General features: G+C 60.8%; 21 protein-coding genes, 3 tRNA genes and 1 other RNA gene. 17 read left to right on the plus strand and 8 right to left on the minus strand.

Annotated features, from left to right (window positions below; translation table 11 throughout):
• Window positions 1-36 precede the first annotated feature (36 nt).
• Both VLL26_RS09535 and VLL26_RS09540 read left to right on the plus strand, forming a co-directional pair.
• Window positions 37-112, plus strand: a tRNA-Arg gene (locus VLL26_RS09535).
• Window positions 113-296: 184 nt separating this feature from the next.
• Window positions 297-2,324 (plus strand): hypothetical protein, encoded by a 2,028-nt coding sequence (locus VLL26_RS09540; protein WP_342318841.1) that lies wholly within the window; start codon window positions 297-299, stop codon window positions 2,322-2,324.
• Window positions 2,325-2,390: 66 nt separating this feature from the next.
• Here the strand turns inward: VLL26_RS09540 and VLL26_RS09545 are convergent, their stop codons facing one another.
• Window positions 2,391-3,425, minus strand: a complete 1,035-nt coding sequence (locus VLL26_RS09545; RefSeq protein WP_342318842.1) for a prephenate dehydrogenase — start codon at window positions 3,423-3,425, stop codon at window positions 2,391-2,393.
• Window positions 3,426-3,464: 39 nt separating this feature from the next.
• Here VLL26_RS09545 and VLL26_RS09550 point away from each other — a divergent pair, with 39 nt between their 5' ends.
• The 6 genes from VLL26_RS09550 to tgt all read left to right on the plus strand — a co-directional run bounded on the left by VLL26_RS09550 (window position 3,465) and on the right by tgt (window position 8,638).
• Window positions 3,465-3,947, plus strand: a complete 483-nt coding sequence (locus tag VLL26_RS09550; protein ID WP_342318843.1) for a tRNA adenosine deaminase-associated protein — start codon at window positions 3,465-3,467, stop codon at window positions 3,945-3,947.
• Window positions 3,947-4,420 carry a nucleoside deaminase gene (locus VLL26_RS09555; RefSeq protein WP_342318844.1) on the plus strand — a complete coding sequence of 158 codons (474 nt, stop codon included), beginning with the start codon at window positions 3,947-3,949 and terminating at the stop codon, window positions 4,418-4,420. Before VLL26_RS09550 ends, VLL26_RS09555 begins: the two co-directional genes overlap by 1 nt.
• Window positions 4,421-4,506: 86 nt before the next feature.
• Window positions 4,507-4,713: a CsbD family protein gene (locus tag VLL26_RS09560; protein WP_342318845.1), complete on the plus strand. Its 207-nt coding sequence runs from the start codon at window positions 4,507-4,509 to the stop codon at window positions 4,711-4,713.
• Between the two features lie 52 nt (window positions 4,714-4,765).
• Window positions 4,766-4,853, plus strand: a tRNA-Ser gene (locus VLL26_RS09565).
• Between the two features lie 102 nt (window positions 4,854-4,955).
• The gene (locus tag VLL26_RS09570; RefSeq protein WP_342318846.1) at window positions 4,956-7,391 is read left to right on the plus strand and encodes an MMPL family transporter; all 2,436 of its coding nucleotides are present in this window, start codon (window positions 4,956-4,958) and stop codon (window positions 7,389-7,391) included.
• Window positions 7,388-8,638 carry a tRNA guanosine(34) transglycosylase Tgt gene (gene tgt / locus VLL26_RS09575; protein ID WP_342318847.1) on the plus strand — a complete coding sequence of 417 codons (1,251 nt, stop codon included), beginning with the start codon at window positions 7,388-7,390 and terminating at the stop codon, window positions 8,636-8,638. The genes VLL26_RS09570 and tgt overlap by 4 nt, the downstream gene beginning before the upstream one ends.
• A 31-nt stretch (window positions 8,639-8,669) precedes the next feature.
• Here tgt and VLL26_RS09580 read toward each other — a convergent pair whose 3' ends face one another.
• On the minus strand, window positions 8,670-9,311 hold the full coding sequence (locus VLL26_RS09580; RefSeq protein ID WP_342318848.1) for a queuosine precursor transporter: 642 nt from the start codon (window positions 9,309-9,311) through the stop codon (window positions 8,670-8,672).
• Window positions 9,312-9,329: 18 nt separating this feature from the next.
• On the opposite strand from VLL26_RS09580, the gene gluQRS reads away from it, so the two are divergent.
• A complete protein-coding gene (gene gluQRS / locus VLL26_RS09585; protein WP_342318849.1) occupies window positions 9,330-10,229 on the plus strand; it encodes a tRNA glutamyl-Q(34) synthetase GluQRS in 900 nt (299 codons plus the stop codon).
• A 281-nt stretch (window positions 10,230-10,510) separates the two neighbouring features.
• Here gluQRS and VLL26_RS09590 read toward each other — a convergent pair.
• A tRNA-Ser gene (locus VLL26_RS09590) sits at window positions 10,511-10,599 on the minus strand.
• A 127-nt stretch (window positions 10,600-10,726) separates the two neighbouring features.
• On the opposite strand from VLL26_RS09590, the gene ffs reads away from it, so the two are divergent.
• The 6 genes from ffs (at window position 10,727) to recR (ending at window position 16,215) form a co-directional block, all read left to right on the plus strand.
• Window positions 10,727-10,823, plus strand: an RNA gene (gene ffs, locus VLL26_RS09595) — signal recognition particle sRNA small type.
• A gap of 213 nt (window positions 10,824-11,036) precedes the next feature.
• Window positions 11,037-12,308 carry an aminotransferase class I/II-fold pyridoxal phosphate-dependent enzyme gene (locus VLL26_RS09600; RefSeq protein ID WP_342318850.1) on the plus strand — a complete coding sequence of 424 codons (1,272 nt, stop codon included), beginning with the start codon at window positions 11,037-11,039 and terminating at the stop codon, window positions 12,306-12,308.
• Window positions 12,309-12,860, plus strand: a complete 552-nt coding sequence (locus tag VLL26_RS09605; RefSeq protein ID WP_342318851.1) for a hypothetical protein — start codon at window positions 12,309-12,311, stop codon at window positions 12,858-12,860.
• A 108-nt stretch (window positions 12,861-12,968) separates the two neighbouring features.
• Window positions 12,969-15,092, plus strand: a complete 2,124-nt coding sequence (locus VLL26_RS09610; protein ID WP_342318852.1) for a DNA polymerase III subunit gamma and tau — start codon at window positions 12,969-12,971, stop codon at window positions 15,090-15,092.
• Between the two features lie 58 nt (window positions 15,093-15,150).
• Entirely contained in the window at window positions 15,151-15,504 is a 354-nt protein-coding gene (locus tag VLL26_RS09615) for a YbaB/EbfC family nucleoid-associated protein (protein WP_342318853.1), read from the plus strand.
• A gap of 84 nt (window positions 15,505-15,588) precedes the next feature.
• Window positions 15,589-16,215, plus strand: coding sequence for a recombination mediator RecR (gene recR / locus VLL26_RS09620; protein WP_342318854.1), 627 nt, complete (start codon window positions 15,589-15,591; stop codon window positions 16,213-16,215).
• 5 nt (window positions 16,216-16,220) lie between these two features.
• Here the strand turns inward: recR and VLL26_RS09625 are convergent, their stop codons facing one another.
• The 5 genes from VLL26_RS09625 to VLL26_RS09645 all read right to left on the minus strand — a co-directional run bounded on the left by VLL26_RS09625 (window position 16,221) and on the right by VLL26_RS09645 (window position 22,513).
• Window positions 16,221-16,940, minus strand: coding sequence for a type 1 glutamine amidotransferase (locus VLL26_RS09625; protein ID WP_342318855.1), 720 nt, complete (start codon window positions 16,938-16,940; stop codon window positions 16,221-16,223).
• Window positions 16,933-18,207 carry a Mur ligase family protein gene (locus VLL26_RS09630; RefSeq protein WP_342318856.1) on the minus strand — a complete coding sequence of 425 codons (1,275 nt, stop codon included), beginning with the start codon at window positions 18,205-18,207 and terminating at the stop codon, window positions 16,933-16,935. Before VLL26_RS09630 ends, VLL26_RS09625 begins: the two co-directional genes overlap by 8 nt.
• A gap of 26 nt (window positions 18,208-18,233) precedes the next feature.
• Window positions 18,234-19,253, minus strand: a complete 1,020-nt coding sequence (locus VLL26_RS09635) for a DNA polymerase III subunit epsilon (RefSeq protein WP_342318857.1) — start codon at window positions 19,251-19,253, stop codon at window positions 18,234-18,236.
• A gap of 339 nt (window positions 19,254-19,592) precedes the next feature.
• A complete protein-coding gene (gene leuA, locus VLL26_RS09640) occupies window positions 19,593-21,419 on the minus strand; it encodes a 2-isopropylmalate synthase (protein ID WP_342318858.1) in 1,827 nt (608 codons plus the stop codon).
• A gap of 230 nt (window positions 21,420-21,649) precedes the next feature.
• A complete protein-coding gene (locus VLL26_RS09645; protein WP_342318859.1) occupies window positions 21,650-22,513 on the minus strand; it encodes a DMT family transporter in 864 nt (287 codons plus the stop codon).
• 143 nt (window positions 22,514-22,656) lie between these two features.
• Here VLL26_RS09645 and VLL26_RS09650 point away from each other — a divergent pair, with 143 nt between their 5' ends.
• Together VLL26_RS09650 and VLL26_RS09655 are read left to right on the plus strand one after the other, a co-directional pair.
• Window positions 22,657-23,919 carry an aspartate kinase gene (locus tag VLL26_RS09650; RefSeq protein ID WP_342318860.1) on the plus strand — a complete coding sequence of 421 codons (1,263 nt, stop codon included), beginning with the start codon at window positions 22,657-22,659 and terminating at the stop codon, window positions 23,917-23,919.
• 37 nt (window positions 23,920-23,956) lie between these two features.
• A complete protein-coding gene (locus VLL26_RS09655) occupies window positions 23,957-24,991 on the plus strand; it encodes an aspartate-semialdehyde dehydrogenase (protein WP_342318861.1) in 1,035 nt (344 codons plus the stop codon).
• The last annotated feature ends 209 nt before the right edge of the window (window positions 24,992-25,200 follow it).

Consider the following 25,200-nt stretch of genomic DNA (forward strand, 5'->3'; position numbering starts at 1 on the left):
GTTGTCAAGCGCAAGCTTGCAGCCGCAGAAAGAAACGCGCTCGTAGCTCAACGGATAGAGCATCTGACTACGGATCAGAAGGTTGGGGGTTCGAATCCCTCCGAGCGCACCATTTACGCCCCGGTTCAACCCTCGAAGGTTGCCGGGGTTTCGCCTTTTTTGGATACTCGTTGAGGTCCAGTGGGAAACGGCTGGTTAAATCTTCTTAGTTTGCGTTGAGAATGAGACGCTCGTCCGATAGATTGGACGGAGGTTCGAGCAGAAACAGACGTTCGTCTGTGTTGATAGAGGTTGGAATGGCTGAGAAGAATAGTGTGCGTCGCGTTGGGCGCGTTTCCCTGGCGGTTATTGTCTCCACTGCGGTAGTTGCCGCTCCGCAGGTGGCGGTGGCTGTGGAAACGCCTCCGGTATCGGCACCGGTGGAACCCGTTGAGCCGCCGAGTGGGCAGCCGACCCCTCCTGCTTCCGCAGACACTGTAAATAAGGCAGACTCTGCTGGCACTGCCGGTATTGACGAGGAGCTCAATCGGCTCTCCCAAGCTATCAACGATGCGCAGGCCGCCACCCCGAAAGCTGCAGCACTGAAGTCCGAGACATTCGGTGATAAACCGGGCGCAGGCACCTCCGGCACCTGGTTCACCTCTGACGGCAAAACCTACACTGGCCTTGCATTAAACCCCACTAATGACAAGCTCTACGCTATTTTGCCGGCCAAGGACGGCAGCCAGGATGATCACCTGCTGCGTATCAATCCTGCTACGGGAGAGACCTTCGATCTCGGCGCGCTGACGGCCACGGGCGCCGAGAAGCCGCGCGGTTTGAGCAACGCCACTTTCACTAACGATGGCACCCTTGTTCTTCTGCCTACTGATCTCAACGACGGTGCCCGCGTGTTCACCCTTGATTTGAAGGCGGACAACGCGCAGGACACCACCAACCGTGAGATGAAAGTCCGCGAGCTGAAGCTTGCTCCGGAGGTGGCCACCCTTGGGGTGAGCACCCTCGGCGCTTTCGCTTCTGTCAAGGGAGAGGACTCCACATCCCTGTATTCTTTCGGCATTGCGCAGGACGCGAAGGCGCTTGTTTATCGCTACAACCTTGAGGACGAGACGCTGAGCGCAGCGCAGGCAGCCATTGGTGGCAATGTCGATCAGGCCAGAGTCACCGGTGAGGAGATCACTACTGCCTGGGTCAAGGGTGAAAGCACCCTTGTTGTCGCGGATGCCGCTGGTAACACTATTGAGATCACCGGCGATGAGAACAAGTTCGCTAAACCGGTCATCGCGGCGACTTCCCAGATGCTCACCGAGGACACCGCTTCTGAGATCGCCCAAGCGTCCGTCACTGCAGTGCGCCCGGTCACGCTGCCAGATGGGATTCAGGCCGTCGCGCGTTCTGGCGAGGCGCAGGACGCTTCTTTCCAGGTCACTGTTGTTGACGATAGCGGCAAGAAGCTTGAGGGTGCCACGGTGACGGTTGGCGATCAGACCCTCCCAACCAACGCTTATGGTGAGGTTTCCTTCACTAATGTTGAGTCCCTGCCTCAGTTTATTAAAGTCTCGGCGGAGGGCTACTTCACCAGGGAGGTTTTGCCCTCCTTCGAGGGCCGCAAGATGACGATTGAGTTGAAGAAGTCGTCGACTTCTGCGAGGAATGAGATTTTGGTCACCGTGCTCGACAACGAGGGCAAGGAAATCCAGGACGCAACTGTCCGAATTGATGGCCGAACGGTTGAGACTGATCGCTTCGGTGAGGCATTCTTCGACAATGTCACCTCTGTGCGTCCCGTCATTGAGGTTTCCGCCAAGGGCTTCGCTGACCAGCGTGTCCGCCTTGATTCGGTGAAGGACACCAGGATCAAGCTGGAGAAGGAGAAGAAGGCAGAGTCGACCCCGGATCAAATCCAGTCGATTATCAAGGAGATCACTCCGCTGCTCGCCGCCTTGGGTGTTCCGGTAGCCGCGCTGAGCGGCGCCGCCAGCGGTTCGAACAGCACCTCTACATCCACCACAACGCCGAGGACTTCGACGAGCAGGACCACAACTCCCAGCACCACTGCCAGCACCGCGCGTACATCCGGGCCCCGCACGGTCAGCGCTAGCATGACTACCAGCACCGCGCCGGCCGCTGGCGGTGCCGCCAATGTTGCGCGTGCGAACAGCAAAGCGACCGCCTCCGCGAAGTCGACATCCACGGGCAACAAGTCCAACAATGGCAAGCTCGCGGACACCGGTACGCCCATGAGCACCGTGATTGTCCTCGGCATGATTTTCTTGTTGATCGGAGGGGCCTACACCTTCGTTGGTCGCCGCCGCGAAGTGTAAATCGGCTGTCACTGAATAAACGCCCCGGCTCATACCGGGGCGTTTGTTCTTTTTAAAAGGAAGACCTTAGAAAACTTCGACGCGGCCGCCGAGCGACTCGATTTGTTTGAGGTGTTGGACCCAGCCGGGTCCGCCGGGGTGGACGCGCATCACGGGGCGTGAGGAGATTTTGACTGGGGAGACGGATTCGCCGCGGGCGCCGGAGCGGGCGTTGAGCCGGGTGTAGGCGCGGTGGCCGGCTTCGGCGAGTTCTTCCATGGAGGGGGTGGGTAAGGCGAGGGAGTTGCGGGCGTCGTGAAGCAGGGCAATACATTCGTCGAGGGCAGGCACGAGTGCTGCGGCGTTGGTTTCGACCATGTTGCGCACAAGTGTGGGGTGGGTGCCGGCGACGCGGGTGGCGCCTTTGAAAGAGCCGGCTGCGAGGGACTGTGCGAGGGTGCCGCCCTTGTCGCCGATGACGGAGAGAGCTTCCGCGAGGACATGGGGAAGGTGAGAGACGCGCGCGACGGCTTCGTCGTGTTTGGCTACGGAGACTGGGACGGCTTCCGCTCCGGTCAGTGCGGCTAGTTGGCAGACTTGTTTGAAGAGGTTTGCCCAGCGCTGTGGAGCAGGTTCACCGGCTTGTTCGCACTCGAGGCCCCAGTCGTAGGTGACGGCCCAGGCGGCGTTTTCAAAAAGGCCTGTGTGGGAGGCGTTCCAGCCGGAGTTCTCTGTGCCTGCCATAGGGTGGCCACCGACGTAGCGTGACTGCATGCCGTGGGCGCGGATGATGTCGTAGACCGGTTTTTTCACGCTGACTACGTCGGTGATGCCGCAGTTGGGGGCGTGTTCGGCGACGGCGTCGAGGATGTCGGCTACTGCGTGCATGGGCACAGCCACGATGATGAGGGCGTCCGCTTCCTCGGCGCGTTGGAGGGTGGCGGGCAGGTCGGTGGAGACGTCGAAGCCGTCTTGGGCTGCCTTGCGCGAACCGGAGCGCGAGGGGGTAAAGCCGAAGACCTCAGCGCCGCCAGCGATGGCGTCGCGCATGATCGACCCGCCGATGAGTCCAAGCCCAATGATGCACAGTGGAGGAAGCGGGTTCGAGAAATGATCAGTCACGGTGACAAGTCTTACATAACGCAGCTATCCTCACTAGGCATGAGTCACGATTACGAGGTCGGCTATGCCCTCACCGTCAGTGCGCACGACGGTAAATGGGTTGTGCGTGAATTCGCCGATGACTTCACTGATGTACATACCTCAGTCAACGCGGTTCGCCAGTTGCGTAGTGAGGGTGCCGCTTTCGCCATTCTTAACGTGGAGGAGGATTACTTCGTTATCGTGAGGCCGGGACCGGCCGGGACCCGGATGTTGATTTCTGATGCGACGATGGCGGTGGATGATGATTTCGCCGCTGATGTGCTCGACGAAGCTGGCATTGACGTTCCCGACATCGACCCGGATGAGTTGGACAACATTGATGGCTGGGCTGACGGCGATTTTGGGATCTTTGCGGATCTTGGTCTGTCTGAGCAGCTCCTCAGCGTCATCGTGGAAAGTGATGACGACCCGCATGATGTTATCCAGCGCATCGCCGACGAGCTAGGTTTCGGTGCTGAGTTGGAAGACTATTTCGGTTAATGCTGCAGCCACTTACTTCAGTGGAAAAACGCGCGCAGCGCAGAATGCGCGAGGCGATGAAGCAGGCTATGCACACCCCGGCTGGGGACGTGCCGGTGGGCGCTTTGGTCTACAACACGGCAGGAAAGGTGGTGGGCAGGGGGGTGAATCGTCGAGAAGCGAACGGCGATCCCACAGCCCACGCGGAGGTTGAGGCTTTGCGTGACGCGGCCGCGACCTTAGGCACGTGGCGCCTCGACGGTTGTGAGCTGGTAGTGACCCTCGAGCCGTGCACGATGTGCGCCGGCGCGATCCTCGGCGCGCGCATCGACAGCCTCGTTTTCGGGGCGTGGGAGCCAAAGACTGGAGCTGTGGGTTCGCTTTTCGACGCGCTGCGCGATCCGCACCACCTCCACCGCGTGCAGGTGCGCGCAGGGGTGCTCGCGGAAGAAAACGCCCGCATTCTCAGCGATTTTTTCGCACGCCTGCGCTGAAGCGTCACACAATCGTTACCCCCAGCGCCCCACAATGTCGTTATGGTGGGGTTTGTTAGCTAAAAAACAAACGAAGGAGATTAAACATGGCACTCGAAGGAAAAGGCGACCAGCTCAAAGGCAAAGTCAAGGAAGCCGCAGGCGACCTGAGCGATAACACCGACCTGCAAAACGAAGGTAAGGCTGACCAGCTCGGCGGCGCCGCCAAGGAGAAGCTCAGCGAGGCCCGCGACGCCATCAAGGACAAGGCGAACGAGGTCGCCGCCAACCTCAAGGACCGTTTGGATAAGTAGTAGCTGAGAAGCAATTTGGTTTGGCGGGCTCGCTGCCGTTAATCTGGTTGGCGGTAGCGTGTCCGAGCGGCCGAAGGTACTCGCCTCGAAAGCGAGTGAGGGTAAAACCTCCGCGGGTTCAAATCCCGCCGCTACCGCCAACGTAGAAACGAAACCCCTGACCTGCAGGTCAGGGGTTTCGTCGTCCCCGGCATATAAGATGGCGGGGGCACCTGAAACCCACATTCAACCGCGGAAAGTTTATGGCTGATTTCCTCTACCGGCTCGGTCGCTGGTCTTACCTACACAAATGGCGTGTCATTGCCACCTGGCTGCTTTTGTTGGCCGCCACGGCGGCGGGCGCGGTCACCCTGCACAAGCCCTTCACCTCAGAGTTTGCTATCTCCGGCACACCTTCGATCGACGCGCTTTCCACGCTGGAGGAAAACTTCCCAGGCACCGGCGATATCGCCACAGCCCCGACGGTTAACTTGGTGTTCGCCGCCCCGGAGGGCCAGACCCTAGACCAGCCGCACAACATGCGGGCAATGGACGCGACGGTCAACCACGTGCGTGAGAAGTTACCGGGCATTAAAAACACGGAGCGTTTTGGCAACCCCGTCATCGTGAACGAGGATCTGAGCAGGCAGATCATTGGGCAGATGACCGAGATGGGCATGCCGGAGGCGACTGCCCGCCAAGACGCCTTCAATCTGCGCACCCTTTCTGAGGACAAACGTATCGCTTACACCTCTTTCGACTTCGCCGCCGAAAGTTCCATGACGGTCACGGATGAGGAACGCGAAGCTGTCAACGAGGCGATGGAGCTTGGCCGCTCCAATGGTTTGACGGTGGAGGCCGGCGGAGCGGGTTTCGGTGACCCCATTGAGATCAAGACCGGCAGTGAGCTGGTCGGCCTCGGCGTGGCCTTCGTGGTGCTTTTGATCACTTTCGGTTCTTTAATTGCTGCTTCCATGCCGGTGATCACAGCCGTGATCGGTGTGGGCATCGGTGCGTTGCTGATCTTGTTGACGACCCATTTCGTTGAGCTTAACGACGTCACCCCGGTGCTGGCCGTCATGCTCGGTTTGGCCGTAGGTATCGACTACGCCCTGTTTATCCTGTCGCGTTTCCGTCAGGAAAGGCACACCCTTCCGGGCCCCGATGCGGCTGGGTTGGCCGTGGGCACCGCCGGCTCCTCGGTTGTTTTTGCCGGTGCGACGGTTTTTACCGCGCTGGTGGCACTTTCGCTCGCTGGCATTGAGTTCCTCACCTGGATGGGTTTGGCGGCGGCCGTGACAGTTTTGCTTTCCGTGCTCATCGCGCTCACCCTCATCCCAGCGTTGCTGGGTGCGTGGGGTGAGCGTTCTTTCGGTGTGCGCATCCCCGGGGTGGCGGGCCATAAAGGTCCCGGTTCACGCCCGGCGAAGGACCTGACACGCAAATCCATGGGCCGCAGTTGGGTGCGGTTCGTGCGGCGCTTTCCCGCCCTGGTGATGGCCGTGGTGATCCTGGGGTTAAGTGCCGCTTCGTTGCCGGTGCTCAATTTGGAGATGGCCCTTCCGGCCGATACCACCTCCGACAAGGACACCACCCAACGCAAGGCAGCCGACCTCATGGCGGAGGGCTTCGGTGCCGGCGTCAACGGGCAGTTCATGGTGATCGTGGACGCCCACGACGTCAACCCGACGTCGGAGGCGCTCAAACCCTACATAGATGCGATGCCCGACGAGGTCGGCGGCGAAGTGAAGAAGGCCTCCCTGGCGTCCTTCCTTTACGCGGTTAACCAAGCCAAAAGCGTCAACGGCATCCGGCATGCCCAGCTCATCAATGTCAACGAGGACTTCACCGCCGCTCAGGTGGTGGCTACGCCGGTGAGCGGGCCGGAGGAGGACTACACCCTCGCCGTGGCTGACGGGTTAAGCGCAACCGCCAAGCAGGTGGAAGACACCACCGGTGTGAAAATTGGGCTGACGGGTTTGGCGGCGGTGCAAATGGACATCACCAAGGAACTGGGCAAAGCCATGCCTTTGTATTTGGCGGTGGTGGTGGGCCTGGCGATCCTGCTGCTGATCTTGGTGTTTCGCTCCATCATGGTCCCCGTCATCGCTGGCCTGGGCTTCCTGCTTTCCGTAGGCGCGGCCTTTGGTGTCACCGTCGCGGTGTTCCAACAGGGCTTCACCGGGTTGGTTAACACACCAGGCCCCATTTTGTCGTTCATGCCGATCTTCCTCATCGGCGTGACTTTCGGTTTGGCGATGGACTACCAAGTCTTTTTGGTCACCCGCATGCGGGAGCGCTACCTGGAGGCGCGCGACAACGACGACGAGCACCCGGAAATCGCGGCGGTGGAAGCCTCCACAGTGGAAGGCTTCGCCCAGGGCGCTCGCGTGGTAACAGCGGCCGCGATCATCATGATCGCCGTTTTTGTGGCGTTCATTGACCAACCGTTGCCTTTCATCAAAATCTTCGGCTTCGCCCTCGGCGCCGCAGTGCTTTTCGACGCCTTCTTCGTGCGCATGGCACTGGTTCCTGCGACCATGTTCATCTTGGGCCGCGCCACTTGGTGGATGCCGCAGTGGATGGACCGCATCCTGCCGGATCTGGATGTGGAAGGAACCGGCCTGGAGGAGAAGTTTGAAGAAAGGCGCGGGGCTGGGGGCGTCGAAAAGCACGAAAGCGTAGAGGCACAACAATGAGCGAAGATCTTTCCTTCGAGATCACCACCACCCTGAACGACGCCCCCGGCAAACACGGGCGCACCGGAATCATCCACACACCCCACGGCGATATAGCCACCCCAGCATTTATCCCCGTGGCGACGAAAGCGACAGTTAAAACCCTCACCCCCGAGCAGATCCGCTCAACAGGAGCACAAGCGATCCTGTCCAACGCCTACCACCTCTACCTGCAACCCGGCCCCGACATCGTGGACGAAGCCGGGGGAGTAGCCGCCTTCGAAAACTGGCACGGCCCCACCTACACCGACTCCGGCGGCTTCCAAGTGATGAGCCTGGGCGTCGGGTTCAAAAAAGTCCTCGCCATGGACACCGCCGGGCTGACCGAAAAAGACATCCGCGCCGCCAACAAAGAGCGCATGGCGCGTGTCGACGACGACGGCGTCGACTTCAAAAGCTTCATCGACGGCTCCACCCACCGCTTCACCCCCGAAGTCTCAATGCAGATCCAACACCAACTAGGTGCCGACATCATGTTCGCCTTCGACGAGCTGACCACACTCATAGATACCCGCCAGTACCAAGAACACTCAGTGGAACGGACCCGACAATGGGCGAAACGTTGCCTAGACGAACACGAACGCCTCACCAACGAGCGGACTGAAAAACCCACACAATCCCTGTGGGGAGTTGTGCAAGGTGCACAATACGAGGACCTCCGACGCCTGGCCACCCGAGGCCTTCTCGAACTCGACGCCACAGCCCGCGCAGAAGGAAAGCGCGGCTTCGGTGGCTTCGGCATCGGCGGCGCCCTCGAAAAAGAAAACCTAGGCACCATCGTCGGCTGGGTAACAGACGAGCTGCCAGCCGATAAACCACGCCACCTACTGGGCATTTCCGAACCAGACGACATCTTTACCGCAGTCGAAGCCGGAGCCGACACCTTCGACTGCGTCGCCCCCACCCGACTCGGGCGTCATGGTGGCGTCTACACCCTCGACGGGCGCCTGAACCTCAGCGCTGCCCGCTTCCGCCGCGACTTCCGAGGCGTAGACGAAGAATTCGGCGGATACGTCTCCGAGAACTACTCCCGCGCCTACATCCACCACCTCCTGCGCGCAAAGGAGTTTCTCGCCGGCACTCTATGCACAATGCACAACGTCGAATTCATGGTCAGGCTTGTGGATAACATCCGCACCGCTATCGACGAGGGACAATACGAACAGTTCCGCGACGAGTTCTTACAGCGCTACTACTCGGCGGGGTAAAAAAGGGGCTCGCCGCTTAGCTGCCGCTGCACTAAAGCGCGTCCTCAGCGCGGCGAACCCACGCAACCACAGCGTAAGTCAACGGCATCACGAGAACCTCCATCAGGGTTTTCCACAAGAAACCGACAACAACATAGTTAACAAACTGGCCCGGAGTATCAATGCCGATAACCGCGGCAGCGATCGCACAGAACAAAAGAGTGTCCGCAAACTCGCCCACGATCGTCGAACCGATCAGACGCGCCCACAGATTGCCAGCGCCAAAGCGATCCTTCATCCGCTGCAACACCCAAGCGTTGAGAAGCTGCCCCACCACATAACCCGCCAAAGAAGCAGTGACGATCCGCGGCAACAACCCAAGAACACTCGCGAAGGTGTCCTGGGCATCATAAAAATCTGCAGCGGGAAGCCAAATCGCAATGTAGAACGACACAATGCCCATCAAAGCGATACCAAAACCAGTGAACACGGCGCGCCGGGCGGCGCGGAAACCATAGACCTCAGCGATGACATCACCGATGACATAGGAGATAGGAAAGAGAAAGAAAGCCCCGTCGGTAATCAGCGGGCCAATCTCAACACCCTTTTGCGCAGTGATGTTTGAGATAAGAAACACCGCACAAAACACGGCAACAAGGACAGGATAAGCAGAACGGGTAGAAGCGTAACTCACTCGTAATATTCTAAAGCCATGAGCGCTGGTAGATACGCACCCTCGCCAAGCGGCGACCTGCACTTCGGAAACCTGCGCACCGCCATGCTCGCGTGGCTGTTCGCCCGCCAGTCGGGCCGTAAATTTTACCTGCGCGTCGAGGACATCGATTCGGAGCGTTCCTCCGCCGAGTCGGCCGAGCGCCAGATCGAGGACCTGACATCGCTGGGGTTGGATTTCGACCCGCCGGTGGTCTACCAGTCCGCGCGCGGGGCGCTGTACGAGGCCGCCCTGTCGCGCCTGCCGGTCTACGAATGCTACTGCACCCGCCGCGACATCCGCGAAGCAGCCGGCGCACCCCACATCCAGCCCGGAATGTACCCCGGCACCTGCAGAAACCTCACTGAGAAGCAAAGGGAAACCCAACGCTTTCAGCTCACCGCCGAAGGCCGCCTCCCCGCCCTGCGCCTGCGCGCCGCCGTGCCCGAATGGAGCGTGCGCGACTACTACCGAGGCACGTACACGGGGCCCGTCGACGACGTCGTACTCAAACGCGGCGGCAACCTCAACCAAGCTCAAGCCGGTGACTGGGCCTACAACCTCGCCGTCGTCGTCGATGATGGCGAGTTCCTTGTAGACCAAGTCGTGCGCGGTGACGACCTGCTTGACTCCGCCCCCGCCCAGGCGTACATCGCCTCGCTGTTGGGCTACGCGGAACCGGAGTACGTGCACGTGCCGCTGGTTGTAAACACATCCGGGAAGCGTCTGGCCAAGCGTGACGGAGCCGTCACCCTGCGCCAGATGGGGCTCGACGTGGCGTGGGAAGAACTGGCCCGGTCGGTCGGGTGCGCCGGGGTTCGCTCGGCAGGGGAGCTACTGGAAGTGTTCGACCCGTTGCGGCTGCAGCGGGATCCATGGGTGTGGGGGTTATCGGGGTAATAAAGCTAAGGGGCAGCGCGGCAAAAGGAGTAGCCGTCGGCTTTCCGTGAAATCAGGTAGCCCTCAATGAAAGGCCGCGCTGCCAGTTACGCACTTTAGTCGTTTGGCAGTGGTCCCTGTCCAACCGTCGCCAGTGATGTATCTACTTGCTACTTAACCCCACATTTTGTCGTGTAACCCCCAAAAAACACAAAACCGGCGCCCCGGAAAACAAAAACCAAGGCGCCGGTGTGTCCACCATGTCGCGACTGATCTGTCAGCTATGTCGCGACTGATGGCATTGGCGGAGGATGTGGGATTTGAACCCACGAGGGTATTGCTACCCGCACGCGTTCCAGGCGTGTGACATAGGCCGCTAGTCGAATCCTCCAGAGTAGAAGCGCTTGAGCGCGTCGAGGGATAACTTTAGCCCACAGCGCGTGCAGGGACAAAATCACTGTTGAGAGGTTCAGGGTGGGTAGTTTTTGTGCCTGTTGATGGGAGGGGCTACAGTGTGGTGCAGGATCCCATGCGGTGCTTATCTTGTGAACTCCCCCAGGGCGGGAACGCAGCAAGGGTCAGCGAGCTCTGGCAGGTGCGTGGGGTCCCTTTATTTTGCCGGGGGGCAGTTTCAGGGTGAAGTGTTGGTTTGGTTTCGGTTGCGATCCTTTCTCGCGCTGGGGTTGACTCTGTGCGCTGGTGTGTGGTGGTTGGGGCTGTTTCTTCGTTGCGGGAGAGTCGGTGAGGCTGGGGCGCAGGTACGATGGCGGTGACAGTTTTTAGACGATCTTCGATCGCACGATCCATCTGACGGAAGTGATGTATCTCATGTCCCTCCTTGACCTTGAGACGAACGAGCTGAAAGAACTCGCGGCGGATGTGCGTGGGCGCTATGAGGAGCTGAAAGCCAAGAACCTCAATCTTGATTTGACCCGCGGCAAGCCTTCGGCGGAGCAGCTTGACTTCAGCAATGAAGTGCTTGGGCTGCCAGGTAAGGACACGTATAGGGACAAGACGGGCGCGGATGTGCGCAACTACGGAAATCTGCAGGGCATTGTGGATATTCGTGAGTTGTGGGCGGAGGTGCTCGGCGTGGATGCCGCGAATGTCATCGCTGGTGATTCTTCTTCGCTGAACATCATGTTCGATCTGATCTCCTGGGCTTTCACCTTCGGCACGAACGATTCTGAGCGTGCTTGGCGCGAGGAGGAGGCGGTGAAGTGGATTTGTCCGGTGCCGGGCTATGACCGTCACTTTGCCATTACTGAGCAGTTTGGCTTCGAGATGGTTTCTGTGCCGATGTTGGACGATGGTCCGGACGTTGATGCTATTGAGAGGCTTGTGCAGGATCCGCAGGTGAAGGGCATGTGGGCTGTGCCGCTGTTTGGTAACCCGACGGGTGTGATCTACTCGCGTGAGGTAGTTGAGCGCCTCGCGGCGATGGAGACTGCGGCGCCGGATTTCCGCATCGTGTGGGATAACGCCTACGCTGTGCACACGCTTGATGGGGAGTTGCCGGAGAACCCGGATGTGATTGCGTTGTCGGCGGCGAAGGGCCACCCGAACCGGTTTTGGTATATGAGCTCCACCTCGAAGATTACCTTGGCGGGTGCAGGTGTGTCCTTTTTCGCTTCTTCACAGGAGAACCTCGACTGGTACGCCTCCATCGCAGGTATTCGCGGGATCGGGCCGAATAAGGTCAATCAGCTTGCCCACGCGAGGTTTTTTGGCGACGCGGAAGGTGTCCGAGCTTTGATGCGCAGGCATGCGGGTTCGTTGGAGCCGAAGTTCCGTGCGGTCATCGACATTCTCGAAAGTCGTTTGGGTGAGTTCAGTGTGGCGAGGTGGACGCAGCCGCAGGGCGGCTACTTCATCTCTCTTGATGTGCTTGATGGTACTGCTACTCGTGTGTGGGAGTTGGCCAAGGATGCTGGCATTACGCTGACTAAAGCGGGTTCGGCTTTTCCGCACGGTGTGGACCCAAATGACCGCCACATCCGTTTGGCGCCGTCGTTGCCGCCGCTTGCTGAGATTGTTGAGGCGATGGATGGTGTGGCGACGTGTGTGTTGCTGGCTGCCGTCGAAAAGCTTGGTGCGTAAGTGACCGGCGATGAGGCTGTTGCTTGGCTCGGTTCCATTTTTGATGACTTGAGCTTGTCGCTTATCGACGCCATCCCCACCGCCTCAGCCACCCTCAATAATCGTCCGGTGGCGATGACTGTCGGGTTCGGCCAGGTTGATTCCGGGTTGGTCACTGACGATGCCGAAGCTTTGAGTGTGCGCTGTGAGTTGGTCTGCACAGCGTCGCAGCCCGCGTTCGTGCTGTCTAAAGCGGTGATCGCCGCGGCGAGTGAGTTGGAGCGGTTGGCGGTGCCGGCGCAGCCCGGTGTGTTGCTGGAAGGCTTGTTTGCTGGGGTGGACAGTGTGGGGCCAACCACGGTGCGTCATGGCTACCTGCGCGAGCCGCAGATGTTTGCCCAGGGCACGCCGATTTATTCCGAGCCGGGCCAGATCACGCTCCTTCTGGAACTTGTCGCCCTTACTGACGAGGAGTTTTCAATCGGCTCTACCCAAGGTCCCCTCGTTATGGAACGGCGGCTTCGTCGCCGCGGCGTGGAGGTGGGCGATTGGGCGCGTTTGTCTGAGGGTTGATCCTTTTCGGCCCCCGGTGCACAACCTTAGGGGGAACAATCCACGCTCCCTGTTTGCCGTCTCGTTTACTGGAGGGCTGTGTCGGGGTGATGGGCTAGGCTTGTCGCCGTGGCTTTGTACAGGAAGTATCGTCCCGCGACGTTCGGTGAAGTGATTGGCCAAGAACATGTCACTCGCCCTCTTTCCGCTGCTCTGGACAACGGGCGCATTAACCATGCCTATTTGTTTTCGGGGCCGCGTGGCTGCGGTAAGACGTCTTCTGCCCGTATTTTGGCGCGTTCTTTGAATTGTGTTGAGGGCCCGACTTCTACCCCGTGTGGAAAGTGCGCTTCGTGCGTTTCGCTTGCTCCGGGTGGGCCGGGCAACTTGGATGTGATGGAGTTTGACGCAGCTTCGCACGGCGGTGTCGACGAGATGCGTGATTTGCGTGAGCGTGCCCAGTTTTCTCCGGCGGAGTTTCGCTACCGTGTGTTCATTATTGATGAGGCGCACATGATTTCGCGGGAGGGCAACAATGCGTTGTTGAAGATTGTGGAGGAGCCGCCGGAGCACCTGATCTTCATTTTCGCCACGACGGAGCCGGAGAAGATGCTCAGTACGATTCGTTCGCGTACGCACAATTATCCGTTTCGTCTGCTTACGCCGCAGGCGATGCGCGAGCTTGTGGCGAAGGTGGTTGGGCAGGAGGGTGTTTTCGTCGAGGACACTGTCTACCCGCTGATTATTGGTGCGGGCGGCGGTTCCCCGCGTGATACTTTGTCGCTGTTGGATCAGTTGCTCTCCGGTGCCGGCCCGGAGGGTTTGACCTACGAGTCTGCCTTGCTGCTTCTTGGTGTGACGGATCTTTCGCTTCTCGACGCCACAGTTGACGCCCTGGCCGAGCGGGACGCCGCCGCGATGTTCCAGACTGTTGATGAGGTCATTGAGGCGGGCAATGATCCGCGTAAGTTCGCCACCGATCTTTTGGATCGCCTGCGTGATTTGATGATTTTGCGGAACGTCCCTGGGGCGATTTCGCAGGGTTTGGTCAATACCCCGGCGGAGCGTGCCGAAATGTTGCAGGCTCAGGCGGAGCGCTTTAGTGGACATGAGCTGGCAAGGTTGGCTTCCGAGGTCAACGAGCGCGTCGGTGAGCTGCGTGGTGCGACCAGTCCGCGTCTGCTTTTGGAGATCATGATGGCCCACTTGATCACCGCCCCTGAGATCGCCGCTGATATGCCTGGGCCGCGTCCGACGCAGCAGGAGGTGGAGCTTGCGCCGGGCAGCGCCGGCCCGGTTACGCGCGGGCCGGCTGGCGCTGCTGCGGCGGCTGCCGCGGCAGCAGCGGCGTCTGGCCGTAAGGTTCACAGCTCGTCGACGCCTGCGCCGCGCAAGGCACCCCAGGCGCCTTCACCAGCCCAGCAGCAGCCTGATCCTGCTCAACCCGAGCCCCAGGACACCACCGCCAAGGTTTCGGAGCCGGATCATCCCCGCGCAGAGGAGCCAACTGCTGAGGTTGACGTGGCGGCACGTTTTGAGCAGGTCCGCAAGCAGTGGACCTCGCTTCGCCAGGCTGTCGGCGCGCGTAACCAGGTCGCGGAGATCATGCTCGCGGAGGCGAAGCCTTTGGGTTTTGACGGCGAGACGTTGGTGATCGGCCATAACACTGGAGCCCTCGCGGAGCGCATTAACTCGCAACAGCACAACGGCGATATCGTCGCGGTGTTCAGTGAGAAACTTGGGGTGGATGTGTTGGTGCGTTGTGTGGTGGGCACCGACCCGGCCAAGGCGGGGGTGTCGAAGCCTCCTACGCGGCCGACGTGGAACCCGCGCGGGCCGAAGCTGCAGGAGGACAAAGCCCCGGCTGAAGCGGAGGACCCTGCGCCCGCGCAGACTCCCGAACGGCCAAAGCAGCACCAGCAGCCGGGGGAAAGTGACTGGCAGGCCGCAGCCCGCGCGGCCAGCCAGCGTGCCGCGCAGCGTGATCGTCAGCAGGTCGAGGACATTGCCTTGCCCCCTGAGCCTGCCGACGAGGAGGCGCCGGAAGATGACGGTGGCCCCCCGGCTTTCGCGCACCAACCCCAACACCAACCCCAGCACCAACCCGAATCTTTGCCGCCTGTGTATTCCCGTGAGGACGAGGAGCGCGACATGGCGGATCAGGCGCAGGAGGAGGGGGAGCGTGACCGTCGTGACGCGACAACCGTGGCGATGGATCTGCTCGCTGCGGAGCTGGGCGCGAAACCCCTCTAGGAGCGGGTACACTGGTGCGGGATATTTACGCTGAACCAACGAAAGGTTAAAGCCCACCATGACCATGCCGAATGACATGCAGGAGCTCATGCGCCAGGCCGCTGAGGTCCAGGCCCAGTTGCAAAGGGCGCAACAAGAATTGCTCGACACCAACGTCACTGGCACCGCCGGTGGTGAGCTCGTGACCATCGTGATGTCCGGTGGCGCTGAGATCAAGGACCTGACCATCAAGCCGGAGGCAGTTGACCCCTCTGATGTAGAAACTCTCCAGGACCTGATCCTCGCCGCTTACCGCGATGCGCACGACAAAGCCGGCAAGCTTGCCCAGGAAATGCTCGGCCCGCTCACCAACTTCGGCGGCGGCGCTGCGCAGGCGGGCCCAGGCGAGATTCCTTTCGGCGGTATCGTCTAATCCCACCTCCGTTTAACTAGCCCGGCCCGTTGTAGGCCGGGCATTTTTCAGTCAGTTAACTTTTGCAAGGAGCGCACAAACAGCATGTTCGAAGGTCCGCTGCAAGACCTTATTGACGAGTTGTCGCGTCTGCCCGGCGTCGGGCCGAAAAGCGCGCAGCGCATCGCCTTTCACGTGCTGAAGGCGGATCCGGAGGACGTTGACAGGCTTCGCGCCGCATTATCGGCGGTGCGCGACGGCGTGACCTTTTGTCGGATCTGCAACAATGTTTCACGGGAGGACATCTGCCGTATTTGCGCGGATTCTGGACGTGAGGCGGGCTTGATTTGCGTCGTGGAAAACGCCAAGGACATCCAGGTCATCGAGCGCACTGGTGAGTACCGTGGCCGCTACCATGTGCTTGGCGGCGCCCTGGACCCGCTGGCCAATGTCGGTCCGCGCGATCTGGCTATCGCGCCGCTTTTGCAGCGCATCGGCGGTGTGCTTGACGACGCCCCCGGCCGCAACGCTCCCGACATCGAGGAAGTTATCCTCGCTACCGACCCCGACACCGAAGGTGAGGCCACCGCCTCTTATATCGCGCGCCTGGTGAAAGATTTCCCGGATCTTACAGTTTCGCGGCTGGCGTCCGGCATGCCACTTGGCGGCGATTTGGAGTTCGTCGACGAGCTCACGCTGTCGCGGGCGTTGAGTGGGCGTTTGAAAATCTAAACGGCTTATTTCAACCTTTCCAGCCGCAACCTGTCGATGAGTGGGATTTCCAACGGCCTGAGCTCGTCCACGGTGGTGTGCAGGGCGCGGGCGAGGAGCAAATCGGCAAGCTGCGGGTTGCGGGCAAGGGCGGGCCCGTGCATGTAGGTAGCGACCACGCTGCCTTGCACCACACCTTCGACACCTGATGCGCCGTCGTTGCCTATGCCGCGAGTGATCCTGCCTAAGGGTGCGGCATCGGGGCCGAGCACGGTGGCGCCCATGTGGTTTTCAAATCCGGTCAACGGCTCGCTAAGTTCGGCGGTGATTCCGGCGCGAGAAGGCGTGGAGGCAACTTCACCGATGGCGCGGGTGGACATGGGGGAGGTGGTGGCGTCGATAAGCCCGAGGCCGTCAACTCTGTCACCGTGGGCAGTGAAGGTGCGGCCAAGCACCTGCATGCCGGCGCACACCGCGAAAATAGGTCGCCCGTCGGCGGCTGCCGCTTGCAGGCCCGGGGAGGCAGCTAAACGGGCCGCCGCGATGACCTGCGCGGAATCCTCGCCGCCGCCGAGGGTGTAGAGATCGCAGTCGGCTGGGATTTCGTCGTTAAGCGAAATGCGTTCGATCTGCGCATCAATGCCACGCATCACGGCACGCTGGCGCAGCACGAGAGCGTTGCCGTCGTCGCCGTATGTGCCCAACACGTCCGGCAGCACTAGACCAATGCGAAGCGGCTTAGCCACGGTAGTCCTCCAGCTTGCTCAGATCTTTCCGCAGGTCGCGAAACGCCGTGTAGTTCGCCAGCACCTCCACGCGCCCCGGCGGGCAAGCGCGGATCGCCGCCACAGTGTCGTGAACCAACTCGTGGTCAATATCGGCATACAGCAGGCGCACGGCCAAGTCGGTTCCGCGCTCCCCAGCAGCTTTAACGGACACGCCTGAGAAATCCTCAAACTTTACGTCCCACAGCCACGACAAGTCCTCACCGTCGGCCACCTGGCCGTTGACCGCGATGACTAAGCCGTCGGCATCGCGGTCGACCATCGACAAAGCCTCCTGCCAGCCGGCAGGGTTTTTTGCCAGCAACAGATGAATCTCGTGTTCGCCCAGGCGCACAGTGGAATAGCGACCAGCCACGTCGCGTACCTCCGCCGCGGCGGCGACAGCCTTGTCCAGCGGCACCCCAAAAGCCTCCACAGCCGCAGCGATCGCCTGAGCGGCGTTGCCACGGTTCGCGTTGCCCGGCAACGCCAAATCCAATTTCGCATCGCCGTGCGGGGTCCGCAAGGACGTGCCGTCGACGACATAATCGGGGGTGGGGCGGCGGAAAACGCGGCCATCAGCGAGCTTTTCAACCCCGTACCAATCCCCGTCGTCGCGCACCACATGCCCCCCGGAGCGTGGGTTTGTCACCGAATCGCCCATCCACCCGGCGCCGGCGGCAACCCACACCACGTTCGGGTGGTCGTAGGCAACCGATGAAACGAGCACATCATCGCAGTTAGCAATGACCTTCATTTCCGGATGCTCCTGCACCGCCAAACGCAGGGCGCGCTCAATTTTGTTGATCTCGCCCACGCGGTCGAGCTGATCCCGGGACAAATTCAACAAGACAAGGGCCGTCGGGTTGAGACGCGCGGCCACCTTCGGCACGTGCAGCTCATCGACCTCCAACGCGATATGGGACGCGGCTGTGCCCGCCATGAGCGCCGAAATGATACCGGCGTCCATGTTGTCGCCGCCCTCATTGGTGGCCACGCTGTACTTCGCCCGCAACGCCCCCGCCAACATGCGGGTCGTGGTGGACTTCCCGTTTGTTCCGGTCACCAGCGCTGCCGGGCGCGAAGCAGCCAAAGAAACCATGATGTTTGGGTCGATGGCTCCGGCGACTAAGCCGCCGATCATTCCGCCCGCGCCGCGGCCAGTGGCCCTCGATGCGGTGGTGGCCAGTTGCGCCGCGGCCACCGCGGCGCGGGTGCGTAATCGGGAAAGTGGACCCTTCGGTTTCATGAGCTCTAGGGTAGACCACGCGCCCGCTAATTCTCCTGTGCCGTGGCCGCGAAAAACTCCTCAGCAGACAGAACGGGGATACCTTTGCGGTGGGCGTGCATCGCCTTGCCGTGCAGCTGCGCGCCCGATGCCAAGGCGTCGCAAACAACAAGGGAAGTTTCGCGGGACACCTTCTCCGAATACACCAGGCCACGCTCAAGGGCCGCAGCAATTACCTCGTCCGGGTTCGTTGTCACATCATCCGAGACGACGATTTCCATGCCTGGTTGCAGGCCGCGCTGCGCAGAATAGACCCCGGGGTTGTCTGGGCGCTCCTCGGTGCGGGCAGCATCCACCCGCACGGTGCTGCGCTGCAAACCGAAACGGTCCGCGGCTAGTTCATCAGGCGCCCGGCTCACCGCCGCGTTGCGCTGCCGCAAGAAAAGAAAAGTTTCCACCAAAAGCGCCGTCTGCTCCCTAGATGTGTCCTTTTCGCTGCGGGAAGCACGCTCAACAGTAGCTACAGGTGAGCCAACGTCGAGCCCGAGCTCAGCGGCGACGGCGGCAAGGCGAATATCGGCAGGGATGATTCCTTGGCGGCGCGCTGATTCAAGCGTGTCGACGATACGTACCGGGCGCGGCACGTGACCCACGCGCTGGCGGCGACTGCCGCCGCGACGGCTGCGCGAACGATTTGCCCGGGCGGCAGCGTTCATGGCGCGGCGCGCCTCGGAGACAATGAAACCCCAGACCAGGGGACTGTCGTGGATGATGAGGGTGCGGTCGTCGATAAGCTTGTCCAGCGTTTTCAAAAAACGCGAGAACTTCGGCGCCTGAGCGAAATCTCCAATGTCGCAACCGTGGATGTGGCGCGGGCCGGCGTCGCGCACCGGGTTGACCACAGCATGGAACTCGTCACCGATCCTGCCGTCAGCGTCGAAAGTCAAGGCGTCAATAGTGAGCAGACGACCGGATGAGGGATGAATCCCCGTTGTCTGGACATGCACCGCCACGAAAGGAAACGCCTCGGGGGAGGAGGCGGGCGTGGGTGCGCTCTGAGGTGTCATTACGCGGATTCTATCCCACGAGAGGCGCCAGCCGGGTCGGAGGCGGAGCATGGACATGTCCGGGCGCGAGAAGCGCTGGCCTACCACGGCTGCCCACAGAAACCTTCTCGTGTCAGCGCGAGGCGATGTGGCAGTGCGCCCCGCAAACACCCGCCGGGAGGCTCACAGGGGCTTGAAACATGGGCACCCGCATGCGCAAAAACACCACCGACGCGATCTAGAACCGGCGCGCACCGACCTAGCTAAAGGCCGATGGCGGCGGTGCTTGACAGCTCAGTTCTCGTTCGACGCCGCCTAAGAGCCGCACACGGCAGCGGGATAATCTTCACACCCGCCAACTCATACGCCTGCCGCCTCGCGGTGGCTCAAACCACGGTTCGCCGCCGAAATCATCGCCAGCAAAGAAGCGCGCGTGGTTGAACCCGCGATGCCGACTCCCCAGGCACGTGCACCGTCGACGTCCGCGTAGATGTAGCAAGCTGCGTCCGCGTCGTCGCCCGCGCTGCGGGAGCGCTGCGTGTAGTCCTGCACCTCGAAGTCAATGCCGAGTGACTCCAGCGCGTTGGCAAAGGCCGCAACCGGACCGTTGCCGGTGCCCTCTACTGTGCGGGTGGCGCCGTTGTACTCCACCTCGGCGCGGATGCGTGAGGCGGGGCCGTCGGCGTCTGAGATCTCGTAGTCCACCAACTCCAGCGGGCTGTCCGGATCCAGGTAGGTGGTGGCAAAGATGTCCCACATGTTCTTGGAGTTGACCTCCCCGCCCTCTGAATCTGTGATGGCCTGCACAATGGCGGAAAACTCTGGCTGCATCGGCTTCGGCATGTGGATGCCGTGGTCTGTCTTCATGATGTAGGCCACCCCGCCCTTGCCCGACTGCGAGTTGACGCGAATGACGGCCTCGTAAGTCCGGCCCACGTCCTTCGGGTCGATGGGCAGGTAAGGAACCTCCCAGACCGTCTCCCGCAGTTCCTCCCAGGTCACTTCCGTGGAGTTCGCGCCCGGACGCACCTTCTGAGCGAGGGCATCGAGGCCCTTGTTGACGGCATCTTGGTGGGAGCCGGAAAAAGCAGTAAAGACCAGGTCGCCGCCGTAGGGGTGGCGCTCCGGCACACGCAGTTGGTTGCAATACTCGACGATTTCGCGGACGCGGTTGATGTTGGAGAAGTCGATCTGCGGGTCCACGCCCTGAGTCAGCATGTTCAAACCCAAGGTGACCAGGTCGACGTTGCCGGTGCGTTCACCGTTGCCGAACAGGCAGCCCTCAATACGGTCGGCGCCCGCCAGGTAGCCCAGTTCGGCGGCGGCGATGCCCTCACCGCGGTCATTGTGGGGGTGCAGCGACAAAATGATGGAGTCACGTTTGGCCAGATTGCGGTGCATCCACTCGATGGAATCGGCGTAGACGTTCGGGGTGATCATTTCAACTGTCGACGGTAAGTTAATGATCATTGGGTTATCCGGGGTGGCGCCCATGATGTCGACCACAGCGTCGCAGACCTCGAGGGCGAAATCTAGCTCGGTGCCGGTGAAGGACTCCGGCGAATACTCCCAGCGCCAGTTGGTGGCCGGGTAGTCCGCCGCGATCTCCTTGATCAGGCCCGCGGCGTCGGTGGCCAGCTTCTTGATCGCCGCGCGATCCTTATTAAAGACCACCCTGCGCTGCAGCTTCGACGTCGAGTTGTAGAAGTGGACGATGACGTTCGGCGCGCCCTCACAGGCCTCGAAGGTGCGGCGGATCAGGTGCTCGCGCGCCTGCACCAAGACCTGGATAGTGACATCCTCGGGGATCATGTTTTCTTCGATGATCTCGCGGACGAAGTCGAAGTCCGTCTGGGAGGCGGAGGGAAAGCCGACCTCAATTTCCTTGTAGCCCATCTGCACCAACAGGTTGAACATGCGACGTTTGCGTTCCGGGCTCATCGGGTCGATCAACGCTTGGTTGCCGTCGCGCAGATCCACCGCGCACCACTGTGGGGCAACGGTGATTTTCTTGTCGGGCCAGGTGCGGTCCGGCAAAATGATGTCCTCGACCTCCTGGGCGAAAGACATGTAGCGCTGAACCGGCATGTGGGAGCCGCGCTGCTTGTTCCAAGCAGGTTGGTTGGCGTTGCGTGGGCCGCTGGGGGTGCGGATGTCGCTGGGGGCGAAAAACTCGGCGGTGGTCATGGCTGGAGCTCCTTGCTGCGGAAGATAATGAGGCGGTGCAGCCCGGCCGGCAAACACAAACTCCGCGACGGGGTGCCGGCCGAGCTGGCCTCCGATAAGGAGAGCTCGGAATCTGGGCTAAATCCCGCCGCGGCAAAGAAGGAGTCGCCCAGTAAGGGGCGATGATGCCGATGACATACGCCACATCATAACCATGGTGTGCTGCAGCGCAAGCCGCCGGGGAATAATATTCACGTCACCGGTCGTCGCGAGAGCATGCCCGTGGCCGCCATCATCCCCACGATGGCCGCGACAATGGCTGCCCAACCCACCAGTGAAGTAACTGCGAAACTTTCCCCAAGCAGGAAGAAACCGAGAAACAAGGCAACAAGAGGCTCAACGATTTTCATTGCGGGAAGCGAACGCGACAGCACGCCGGCGCCGAAGGCGTACTGCTGAACCACCGTGCCCACAACTGAGGAGACGAGAAGCCCCCAAAACTGCCAGGTCACAAGCAACTCCGCAACGCCGCCGCGGGTGAATGCGTCGACTGTGACCTTGGAAAACAGCGCCAGAAGCCCGAAGACAGCGCCGCAGACGATCCCGAAAAGCAAGGCTTTGGTGGGTGCTGGGGTTCGGCGTCGATAAGCAATCGCAAAAAGCGAACCGAAGACCACCGCGGCGAAACCTAAACAGATCGACCACTGCCATGTCGGCGCCAAACGCTGCCCCGGAAGCGGGCGGCCCAACACCACCACAACACCCACGCACACCGTGAGCACTGCTGCCCAAAAAATCTCGTCGAGCTCCATGACCCGCCGCTCCGCGCGCGCCGAAAAAACCAACGTCAGCATCAGCGAAAGCACCAACACGGGCTGCACGACCAGCAGCGAGCCGAAAGCAAGCGCGACTGCCTGCATGCCGTAGGCGCAAAAAGCCAGCGACAGCGACAGCCACCACGCCGGCTTGCTTATCGACGCCATTGGCGAAGCGTTCGACTCCGAATGATCCAGTCCCCGCCGCAAAATGCGGTGGCGCCACACCGTGCCCACCGCAATCGTCAACGCGGAAAGAAACGCGAAGAATACGGCGAGGGCATTGTTTTGCACAGGCATAACCTTAAAGCACTTAACCCGGCGAATGAATATCGAAAAACTCCTCCCCACCTATCACGCGCGGCCTGTAAGATAGACGCGCATTATGCTCTCTTTGACAAGAGAGTTTTTTTCAGGCGCACAGCGGAAGGTGGCATGCAGCGATGGCATTGATCGTCCAGAAATATGGGGGATCCTCCTTGGAAAGCGCCGAGCGAATCCGGGCTGTTGCCAAACGCATTGTCGAAACGAAGCGGCAAGGCCACGACGTGGTGGTGGTCTGCTCCGCAATGGGAGACACCACCGACGAACTTCTCGACCTCGCAGCGCAAGTCAACCCCAGCCCGCCAGCGCGCGAAATGGACATGCTGCTGACCGCTGGCGAGCGCATCTCTAACTCCTTGGTGGCGATGGCCGTGGCCTCCTTCGGCGCACCAGTGCAATCCTTCACCGGCTCCCAAGCTGGTGTGATCACCACAGAACGCCACGGCAATGCGCGCATCGTTGAGGTTACCCCTGGGCGAGTCCAAGAAGCCGTCAAGGAAGGCAAGATCGCTATCGTCGCCGGTTTTCAGGGTGTCAACCGCGACAGCAAGGACGTGACCACCTTGGGCCGTGGTGGTTCTGACACAACCGCCGTGGCGTTGGCGGCGGCGATGGGGGCTGCCGAATGTGAGATCTACTCGGATGTCGATGGTGTCTACACCGCCGACCCTCGCATCGTGCCCGACGCCCGCAAGCTCGACACCTTGTGTTTTGAGGAAATGCTTGAGCTTGCGGCGTCCGGTTCGAAAATTCTGGTTCTGCGCAGCGTCGAGTACGCCCGCGCCTTCGGCGTGCCCTTGCGGGTTCGCTCGTCTTATAGCAACGACACCGGCACCCTTGTTGCCGGAGCATTGGAGGATATACCCGTGGAGGAAGCAGTTCTGTCTGGCGTAGCCACCGACAACTCGGAGGCGAAGATCACCATTCTTGGTATTCGGGACGCCCCCGGTGAGGCAGCTAAGGTTTTCCGTGCCCTCGCTGACGCTGAAATCAACATTGACATGGTTGTGCAAAACATTTCTTCCGAGGACGGACGCACCGACATCACCTTCACCTTGCCCAAGGCAGACGGAAAGCGCGGCATGGAATTGCTTACCTCCCTCAAGCAGGCCGAGGGTTGGAAGGAGCTCACCTACGATGACGAGGTGGGCAAAGTCTCCCTTGTGGGGGCGGGAATGAAGTCGCACCCAGGTGTTACCGCCGACTTTGCGGAGGCGCTGCGTGATGCCGGGATCAACATCGAGATGATCACCACATCTGAAATTCGTATTACTGCCGTCGTGGGCGAGGCTGGTCTGGCCGACGCTGCGCGTGCCCTGCACGACAGATTTGAGCTCGGCGGCGACGAACCGGCCGTCGTCTACGCTGGCACTGGCCGCTAAACCCGCCCACCTTTAGAAGTTAAGGAAAACTTAGCCCATGACCACCCTTGCCATTGTCGGAGCTACCGGTCAGGTCGGACAGGTAATGCGCTCCATCCTGGAGCAGCGTAACTTCCCGGCAGATAAGGTGCGTTTCTTTGCCTCCCCGCGCTCAGCCGGCAAAGAGCTGGAGTTCCGCGGCGAAAAGGTCGTGGTGGAGGATTTGACTCAGGTTACGGAGCAATCCGTCGAAGATGTCGACATTGCCTTGTTTTCTGCCGGCGGGACCATTTCCAAGCAGTGGGCCCCGGTGTTCGCGGCGGCGGGTGCCACCGTGGTGGACAACTCATCGGCGTGGCGCAAAGATGACGAGGTTCCCTTGATCGTTACCGAGGTCAACCCCGACGAGGCGCGGCGGGTGCCCAAGGGAATCATCGCCAACCCGAACTGCACAACGATGGCTGTGATGCCCGTAGCTAAGGCGCTGCACGACGTCGCCGGGCTCAACCTCATGCAGGTTGCGTCCTACCAAGCGGTTTCCGGCTCGGGGGTGGCCGGAGTCCAAGCCTTGTCGCAGCAAATCGATGAGGTGGGCAAGCGCCGCACTGAACTCGCTGAGGACGGTAGCCTCCTCAACCCGCAAGACTACGGCCCTTATGTTGCGCCGATAGCTTTCAATGCGTTGCCGCTGGCTGGCAGTCTCGTTGACGATGGCAGCTTGGAAACTGACGAGGAGCAAAAGCTGCGCAACGAGTCCCGCAAGATTCTGGGCCTTCCAGAGCTTAAGGTTTCTGGCACGTGCGTGCGTATTCCGGTTTTCACCGGCCACACAATGGTCGTCCATGCGCAATTCGACCAGCCGATCACAGCGCAGAAGGCGCGAGAGGTCCTCGAGGCAGCCGCTGGCGTGAGTGTTGTTGATGTGCCCACGCCTCTCGACGCCACAGGCAAGGACGTCTCCCTCGTCGGTCGGATCCGCCAGGACCAAACTGTTGATAATGACCGAGGTTTGGTTTTTGTAGTCTCCGGCGACAACCTCCGCAAGGGGGCGGCGCTGAACACGGTGCAGATCGCGGAGCTTCTGCTCCGCTAGCTGAGAGTCCTGCTTAAGAATCTGTTTCCATTGCGTCTCGAATAGATAACATGACTTGTGTCCTGTCGCCGGTGTAGCGATACTGAGAAGAAGTGTTTATTGGGTCAGCGTCGCGAAACGGTTGTTGGCAAAAGGATCAAGACGGATATAGACGGATTCTGCCCAACTGGCTTATGCCAGCACGGGCAATTGATGAAGGAGTCTCTCAG

The sequence above is a fragment of the Corynebacterium sp. BD556 genome (assembly GCF_038452275.1).
Taxonomy (GTDB): Bacteria; Actinomycetota; Actinomycetes; order Mycobacteriales; family Mycobacteriaceae; genus Corynebacterium; species Corynebacterium mayonis.